Below are 6,480 nucleotides of genomic sequence, written 5' to 3'. Positions count from 1 at the left end.
ACCCGTGTCTCGCTCCGGACTCCTCGACTCGCTGGCGCTCGCTCGGAGAACGTACAACCCGTGTCTCGCTCCGGACTCCTCGACTCGCTGGCGCTCGCTCGGAGAACGTACAACCCGTGTCTCGCTCCGGACTCCTCGACTCGCTGGCGCTCGCTCGGAGAACGTACAACCCGTGTCTCGCTCCCGACTCCTCGACTCGCTGGCGCTCGCTCGGAGAACGTACAACCCGTGTCTCGCTCCCGACTCCTCGACTCGCTGGCGCTCGCTCGGAGAACGGACAACCCGTGTCCCGCTGCGGCTCCTCGACTCGCTGGCGCTCGCTCGGAGAACGGACAACCCGTGTCTCGCTCCCGACTCCTCGACTCGCTGGCGCTCGCTCAGAGAACCTGAGGCTTCGGCTCGCTGCGCTCGCTCAGCCAACGTGAGTGGGGAGCCCTTGGGACTCGCGCGCCCGGTGTCTGGAGGACCGATGAGCAACGCGGCCCCCGCAACCAGACCGGAACCGATCCAGAAACGAGGGCCGCGTTGCGAAGAGCGTCCGAAGACACCGGATTGAGCGCGCGAGGCCGATCGCGCCCCGGAGGGGCGCAAATGTTACAGCTGCTTGCCCTGCCCCTTGTGTGCCGCCTTCACCTGGGCCTGCGCCCGGTTGAAGTGGCGACGCGTCTCGTCGTCGTCATCGCCGTCCTCGAGGCGACGCGTCGCGTCGGCGAGCTCCTTCTCGGCGGCGTCCAGGGACACCTCGGAGCCGAGGGTGGCGTACTCGCTGATGATGCCGACACGATTGTTGTCGACCGAGATGAAGCCGCCGCCGACCGCGACGATCTCGCGGTTGCCGTCGGTGGCGAACACCTCGACGCCACAGGGCACGAGCGCGGCAAGCATGGGCGCGTGGTTCGACAGCACGCCGATGTCGCCCTCACTGGTGCGGGCGATGACCTGGGTGGCCTCGCCGGACCACACGACGCGGTCGGCCGAGACGACCTCGACGTGCAGCGGGGTGGACTCCATGCTCACTGCTCCTTCTGCATCTTGTCCCAGTTCTCCATCACCATGTCCATGCCACCGACGTTGAAGAACGCCTGCTCGGCGACGTGGTCGACGTCACCGTTGCAGATCATCTGGAAGCCCTCGATGGTGTCCTTGAGCGGCACGGTCGAGCCCGGGATGTTGGTGAACTTCTCGGCCATGTAGGTGTTCTGCGACAGGAACTGCTGGATGCGGCGGGCGCGCGAGACGACGATCTTGTCCTCTTCGGAGAGCTCGTCGACACCGAGGATGGCGATGATGTCCTGCAGCTCCTTGTTGCGCTGGAGGATCTGCTTCACGCGCACCGCGGTGTCGTAGTGCTCCTGGCCGATGTATTGCGCATCGAGGATGCGCGACGTCGACGTCAGCGGGTCGACGGCCGGGTAGAGGCCACGCGACGCGATCTCTCGCGAGAGCTCGGTGGTCGCGTCCAGGTGGGCGAACGTCGTCGCCGGCGCCGGGTCGGTGTAGTCGTCGGCCGGCACGTAGATCGCCTGCATCGAGGTGATCGAGTGACCGCGCGTCGAGGTGATGCGCTCCTGCAGCTGACCCATCTCGTCGGCCAGGTTGGGCTGGTAGCCCACGGCGGAAGGCATGCGGCCCAGCAGGGTCGACACCTCCGAGCCGGCCTGGGTGAACCGGAAGATGTTGTCGATGAACAGCAGCACGTCCTGGTTCTGGACGTCGCGGAAGTATTCGGCCATCGTCAGGGCCGACAGCGCGACGCGCAGGCGCGTGCCCGGCGGCTCATCCATCTGGCCGAAGACGAGCGCGGTGTCCTTGAGGACGCCCGCCTCCTCCATCTCGTTGATGAGGTCGTTGCCCTCACGCGTACGCTCCCCCACGCCGGCGAACACCGAGGTGCCACCGAAGTTGTGGGCGATGCGGTAGATCATCTCCTGGATGAGGACGGTCTTGCCGACGCCGGCGCCGCCGAACAGGCCGATCTTGCCGCCCTGGACGTACGGCGTCAGGAGGTCGAGCACCTTGATGCCGGTCTGCAGCATCTCGGTCTTCGACTCGAGCGCGTCGAACTTCGGCGCCTCGCGGTGGATCGGCCAGCGCTCGGTGATCTCGATCGACGCGGGGTCGACGTTGAGCACGTCGCCGGTCACGTTCCAGACGTGACCCTTGGTGATGTCGCCGACGGGAACCGAGATCGGGGCGCCGGTGTCGCGCACCTCCTGGCCGCGGCGCAGGCCATCGGTCGGCTTCAGGGCGATCGCGCGGACGATGTTGTCGCCGACGTGCAGCGCGACCTCGAGGGTCATGGTGCGCTTCTCGTCACCGACCATGCCGTCGACGTGGAGCGCGTTCATGATGTCGGGCATCTGGTCGACCGGGAACTCGACGTCGACGACCGGGCCGATGACCCGGGCGATGCGACCGACGCCGGCGGTCTTCGCCTCGTGGGTGTCGTTGATGGTGGCAGTCATGTTGTTCACTCGCTCTCGGCAGTTGCGTCGGCCAGCGCGTTCGCGCCACCCACGATCTCACTGATTTCCTGGGTGATCTCCGCCTGGCGGGCCTGGTTGGCCTCGCGGGTCAGACGTTCGATCAGCTGCTGCGCGTTGTCGGTGGCCGACTTCATCGCGCGCTGGCGCGAGGCCAGCTCGGACGCGGCCGACTGCAGCAGGCAGAACTGGATGCGGCTCGCCACATAGAGCGGGAGCAGCTCGTCGAGCACCGTCTCGGTGTCGGGCTCGAACTCATACAGCGGGTAGGTGTCCCCGTCGCCGTTGGTGGGCCGGTTGCGCTCATCGGCCTCATCGGCCTCGACAACCTCCAGCGGCAGGAGACGGATGATCTCCGGCTTCTGGGTGATCATCGACACGAAGCGCGTGTAGACGACGTGGATCTCGTCGACACCGCCCTCCTCGGTGGGACGGAGGAACGCGTTGATCAGCTCGTCGGCGATCTCACGGGCGTGGGCGTACGACGGCGAGTCGGAGAACCCCTCCCACGTCTTCTCGACCTCGCGGTGGCGGAACTGGTAGAACGCCATCGCCTTGCGGCCGGTCAGGTAGGGCAGCACCTCTTTGCCCTCGCTGCGCAGCAGCTCGGAGAGCTGCTCGCCCTGCTTGATGACCGACGACGAGTAGGCCCCCGCCAGACCGCGGTCGGAGGTGATCAGGAGCATCGCGGCCCGGGTCGGGTTCTCCTTCTCTGTCGTCAGCGGGTGTTCGATGTCGGTGTGGGTGGCCACCGCCGACACCGCCCGCGTCAGCTCCCGCGCGTAGGGCGCAGCAGAGGTCGCCCGCTGCTGCGCCTTGACGATGCGGGACGCCGCGATGAGCTCCATGGCGCGCGTGATCTTCTTGGTGGTCGACACCGACTTCTTGCGCTGCCGGAGTTCTCGCAGTGATGCTGGCATGGTCAGCCCCGCTTCTGCTTGACGATCTGCTCCTGGGCGACATCGTCGGCGTCGGTGGCGTCGTGCTCTTCGCGGCCGGCGTGCAGGAAGCCGCCGTCGGAGGTCTGGAAGCCCTGCTTGAAGTTCGCGATCTCACGCTCGACCGCAGCCGCGGTGTCGTCGTCGAACTTGCCGGTCTCCGCGATGGTCTGCAGGACGGGCGTCGCGTGGCGCAGGTGCTCGAGAAGCTCCTGCTCGAAGCGCAGCACGTCGTCGACCGGCACGTCGTCGAAGTGGCCGTTGGTGCCGGCCCAGACGCTGACGACCTGGTCCTCGACCGGGTAGGGCGCGTACTGCCCCTGGCGCAGCAGCTCGGTGAGGCGGGCGCCCCGGTCGAGCTGGCGGCGCGAGGTCGCATCGAGGTCGGAGGCGAACATCGCGAAGGCCTGCATGTCGCGATATTGCGCCAGGTTGAGCTTCAGTGAGCCGGAGACCGACTTCATGGCCTTGATCTGGGCGGCGCCGCCGACGCGGGACACCGAGATGCCGACGTCCACAGCGGGACGCTGGTTGGCGTTGAAGAGGTCGGACTGCAGGAAGATCTGGCCGTCGGTGATCGAGATGACGTTGGTCGGGATGAACGCCGACACGTCGTTGGCCTTCGTCTCGATGATCGGCAGGCCGGTCATGGAGCCGCCGCCGAGCTCGTTCGAGAGCTTGGCGCAGCGCTCCAGCAGACGCGAGTGGAGGTAGAAGACGTCACCGGGGTAGGCCTCTCGGCCCGGCGGGCGGCGCAGCAGCAGGGACATCGCGCGGTAGGCCTCGGCCTGCTTGGTGAGGTCGTCGAACACGATGAGGACGTGCTTGCCCTGATACATCCAGTGCTGGCCGATGGCCGAGCCGGCGTACGGGGCGATGTATTTGAAGCCGGCCGGATCGGACGCCGGGGCGTGGACGATCGTGGTGTAGTCGAGCGCGCCGGCCTTCTCGAGGGTGCCACGCACCTCGGCGATGGTCGAGCCCTTCTGGCCGATGGCGACGTAGATGCAGCGGACCTGCTTCTTGGGGTCGCCCGACTCCCAGTTGGCCTTCTGGTTGATGATCGTGTCGATCGCGATGGCGGTCTTGCCGGTCTTGCGGTCGCCGATGATCAGCTGGCGCTGGCCGCGGCCGATCGGGATCATCGCGTCGATGGCCTTGAGGCCGGTCTGCAGCGGCTCGCGGACCTCTTGGCGGTCCATGACGCCCGCGGCCTGGAGCTCGAGGGCGCGGCGGCCCTCGAGGTTGGTGATGTCACCGAGGCCGTCGATCGGGTTGCCCATGGCGTCGACGACGCGACCCAGGTAGCCGTCCCCGACCGGGACCGAGAGGACCTCGCCGGTCGCGCGGACCTTCGAGCCCTCCTCGATGCCTTCGGAGTTGCCCATGACGACGGCGCCGATCTCGCGGACGTCGAGGTTCAGGGCGATGCCCGTGGTGCCGTTCTCGAACTCGAGGAGCTCGTTGGCCATGCAGGAGGGCAGGCCCTCGATGCGGGCGATGCCGTCGCCCGACGTGACCACGGTGCCCACCTCTTCGCGGGAGGAGGTCTCCGGGGTGTAGTTCTGGACGAAGCTGTCCAGCGCGCTCCGGATCTCCTCCGGACGAATAGTGAGTTCCGCCATCGTTGCGTCCCTGCTCTCGTTTCTTCGTGTTGCCCGTGTTGTGGGGTGAGCCCCGGTGGGGCGTTCTGCGTGGGGGTGGCCCGTGAGGGTCACTGGAAGGCGCGGCGCGCCGTTTCAAGGCGCCCCTCGACCGTTCCTTCGATCACTTCGTCACCGAGTTCGACGCGTACGCCGCCGAGGACCCGGGGGTCGACGATGACGTGCATGTCGAGGTCACGACCGACCTGACGGCTGAGCGCCTGGCGCAGCCGCTCGTGCTGGTCATGGTCGAGCGGACGCGCCACCCGCACCGTGGCGACGCCACGGTTGCGCATGTCGGACGCCAGCTTGAGGTAGCCCTCCAGCGTGTCGGCCACCGTCCGCTCGCGCGCCGAGACGGCGCGACGGGCGAGGACGACGGTCGCCTCGTGGGCACGTCCGTCGAGCAGGCGCGTGACGAGTTCGACACGGCCCTCGACCGGGAACGTGCGGTTGGCGAGCGCCGCCCGCAGCTCGGACTCGGCAGCGATCGTGCGCTCGAAGCGGAACAGCTCGTCGGTGACCTCGTCGAGCTTGCCCTCCGCCATGGCTGCGCGAAGCTCGGCCCGCACCCCTTGACGCTCCAGCGCATCGGCGAGTGAACGTCCCCCCATCCAACGCTGGGCGGCCGCCTCCTCGACGATGTAGACCGCAGAGCCGGAGACCTTGCCGTTCAGGAGCTGGTAGACCAGCCCCTTGCGCTGGTCGGCCGGCATGCCGGGATCGGTGAGGCTGCGTCGAAGCACCGGCTGGGCGTCCATCGCATCCACGACGGCGAACAGCTCGCCGGCGAGGGTGGAATGAGGCTCCTGGCTGTCCAGGACCCGGTCGAGGACGCCCAGACGGCTCTCGTTGGCCGCGCTCGTCCTGCTCATGCGCGAACACTCCCCTTGGCCGGCTCGGCCTCGAGGTCGGCGATGAACCGGTCGATCGTGCGACGAGCGCGCTCGTCGTCGTCGAGCGACTCACCCACGATGCGGCCCGCGAGGGTGGTGGCCAGGCCGCCGACCTCGTTGCGGAGCTGCGTCGTGACCTGCGTACGCTCGGCCTCGATCTGGGCCTTGGCGGTCGCGACGATGCGCGCCGCCTCGGCGTCGGCCTGCTCGCGCATCTCGCTCTTGATGCGGGCGCCCTCGTTCTTGGCGTCCTCGCGGATGCGAGCCGCCTCCTGACGGGCCTCGGCGAGCTGCTGCTGGTATTCCTGCAGAGCCGCCTCGGCCTCAGCCTGAGCGCGCTCCGCCTTCTCCATGCCGCCCTGAATGGCCGCTGTACGCTCGGCGTACATCTTCTCGAAGGCCGGTGCGACCTTGGTCTGGATGATGATCCAGACCAGGATCATCAAGATGATGCCGGCGATGATCTCCGAGAGGTGATGCGGCAGCAGGGGGCCGAGGTCGAGTTCCATCGGCACCATGG

6 protein-coding genes are annotated in these 6,480 nt (G+C 67.9%); all 6 read right to left on the bottom strand.

The annotated features are described in order from the left end of the window. Positions 1-594: 594 nt before the first annotated feature. On the bottom strand, positions 595-1,011 hold the full coding sequence (locus ACYVAG_RS07090) for a F0F1 ATP synthase subunit epsilon (protein ID WP_460768310.1): 417 nt from the start codon (positions 1,009-1,011) through the stop codon (positions 595-597). A gap of 2 nt (positions 1,012-1,013) precedes the next feature. After that, a complete protein-coding gene (atpD, locus tag ACYVAG_RS07085) occupies positions 1,014-2,465 on the bottom strand; it encodes a F0F1 ATP synthase subunit beta (protein WP_460768308.1) in 1,452 nt (483 codons plus the stop codon). A 5-nt stretch (positions 2,466-2,470) separates the two neighbouring features. Continuing rightward, positions 2,471-3,403, bottom strand: coding sequence for a F0F1 ATP synthase subunit gamma (locus ACYVAG_RS07080; protein ID WP_460768306.1), 933 nt, complete (start codon positions 3,401-3,403; stop codon positions 2,471-2,473). Between the two features lie 2 nt (positions 3,404-3,405). Then, positions 3,406-5,046 (bottom strand): F0F1 ATP synthase subunit alpha, encoded by a 1,641-nt coding sequence (atpA, locus tag ACYVAG_RS07075; protein WP_460768305.1) that lies wholly within the window; start codon positions 5,044-5,046, stop codon positions 3,406-3,408. A gap of 89 nt (positions 5,047-5,135) precedes the next feature. After that, positions 5,136-5,939, bottom strand: coding sequence for a F0F1 ATP synthase subunit delta (locus ACYVAG_RS07070; protein WP_460768304.1), 804 nt, complete (start codon positions 5,937-5,939; stop codon positions 5,136-5,138). Beyond that, positions 5,936-6,478, bottom strand: a complete 543-nt coding sequence (locus tag ACYVAG_RS07065) for a F0F1 ATP synthase subunit B (RefSeq protein WP_460768302.1) — start codon at positions 6,476-6,478, stop codon at positions 5,936-5,938. Before ACYVAG_RS07065 ends, ACYVAG_RS07070 begins: the two co-directional genes overlap by 4 nt. Positions 6,479-6,480: the final 2 nt, after the last annotated feature.

This window comes from Mariniluteicoccus flavus (assembly GCF_054776655.1).
The sequence above is the reverse complement of the archived record's forward strand: the minus strand, read 5'-3'. Positions and strand labels throughout refer to the sequence as shown.